The 1,471-nt window shown below is 73.6% G+C and carries 1 protein-coding gene and 1 pseudogene; one reads left to right on the top strand and one right to left on the bottom strand.

Annotated features, from left to right (window positions below):
* On the bottom strand, positions 1–847 hold an 847-nt coding region (locus AB0O00_RS39190; RefSeq protein WP_363659444.1), incomplete at its 3' end, for a LysR family transcriptional regulator.
* Positions 848–996: 149 nt separating this feature from the next.
* On the opposite strand from AB0O00_RS39190, the pseudogene AB0O00_RS39185 reads away from it, so the two are divergent.
* Positions 997–1,471, top strand: a pseudogene (locus tag AB0O00_RS39185) (hypothetical protein); the annotation flags it as partial.

The following is a 1,471-nucleotide window of genomic DNA, read 5'->3' as shown; positions in this document are numbered from 1 at the left end:
TGCGGGGGTGCCAGGCCATGCCGAGGTCGAGCGGGGGGAGGTCGAGGGGGATGGGGAAGGTGCGCAGGCCGAGGGCGGCGACGGTGTCGGGGAGCCAGCCGGCCAGGCTGAGCGCGATGAGGTCGGTGTCCCGGGCGAGGAGCATCGCGCTCGTGTGGCTGGGGACGACGACGGCGACGCGGCGCCGCAGGCCCTTCTCGGCGAGCGCGCTGTCGATCGCGCCGAGGCGCTTGCCCTGGCGGGAGACGCCGATGTGGTCGGCGGCGGCGAAGCGGCGCGCGGTGACCCGGCTATCCGTCCGACTCCCCTTCCGGCCACGGAAGATGGGGTGTCCGGCGCGGGCGACGCCGACCAGCGGGAGCCGGGTCAGCGCGCGGGTCCGGATCTCGGGGTCGAGGTGGCCGAGGACGCCGAGTTCGACGTCGACCCGGCCCTGGCGGAGCGCGGGGCCGTCCTCCAGCGCCTCGGGGAGGAAGACGACGTCGACCTGCGGGGCCTCGGCGCGGATCCGGTCGGTCAACGTCCCGGCCAGGCCTACGAGGAGGAGTTCGGTGGCCTGCACGGTGAACGTGCGGTCGAGGTGGACGGGGTCGAAACCGGCCCCGGGCCGCAGGACGTTGTCGCAGGAGCGCAGCAACGCGCCCACCTCGTCGCGGAGTTCGAGCGCGCGGGGCGTCGGGACGAGCTCCTGGCCGGCGCGGACGAGCAGCGGGTCGCCGACGGCGCGGCGGAGCCGGGCGAGCGTGCGGCTGGCGGCGGCGGGCGAGGTGCCGAGACGTTCGGCGGCGCGCGTCACGCTGTTCTCCTGGAGCAGGGCGTCCAGGGCCCGCAGCAGGTTGAGGTCCATGAGTGCCTCCTGAGCTCTGTCTTTCCATCCTGGGCAAGGATTGTGTGCCAATCTTTGCATTGTCGCAGCGGGTGGCGGGCGGAGAGGGTGAAGCTGTCCACGGAGACGACGGCGAAGCCTGTCTCCTCACTCCGCATCAGGAGCCGTTCATGCAACAGTCATTCCGCGAAGGCCGCGAAGGCCGCGCAGGTCGCGAGGGCCGCGCAGGTCGCGAGGGCCGCGCAGGTCGTGAGGGCCGCGCAGGTCGTGAGGGCGACGTCCTGGCGGTCGTCAGCCAGAGCGGTCCGACCGTCTCGTTCTTCGACGCCGCCACAGATCGCCTCCTCGGAACGGTGGAAGTCCCGGCCGAGCCGCACGAGTTGTGCTTCGACCCGGCGCAGCGCCTGCTGTGGTGCACCTCGGCGTACCACTCCGGCTACTACCACGCGAACGGCGGCCGGCGCACCGAAGTGACCGTCATCGACCCGGACGAGCGCAGGATCGTCGAGGTCGTGGACCTCGCGCCGGAGCACGGGCCGCACGGCCTCGCCCTGGACCCGGCCCGCCGCCGCCTCTACGTCAGCGTGGAGGGCTCGGAGGACCGGCCCGGCGGCGTCGTGGTGCTCGACAGCGTGACGCGCCGGC

The sequence above is a fragment of the Kitasatospora sp. NPDC093558 genome, from assembly GCF_040683475.1.
In the GTDB taxonomy this organism is placed as follows: Bacteria; Actinomycetota; Actinomycetes; order Streptomycetales; family Streptomycetaceae; genus Kitasatospora.
The sequence above is the reverse complement of the archived record's forward strand: the minus strand, read 5'-3'. Positions and strand labels throughout refer to the sequence as shown.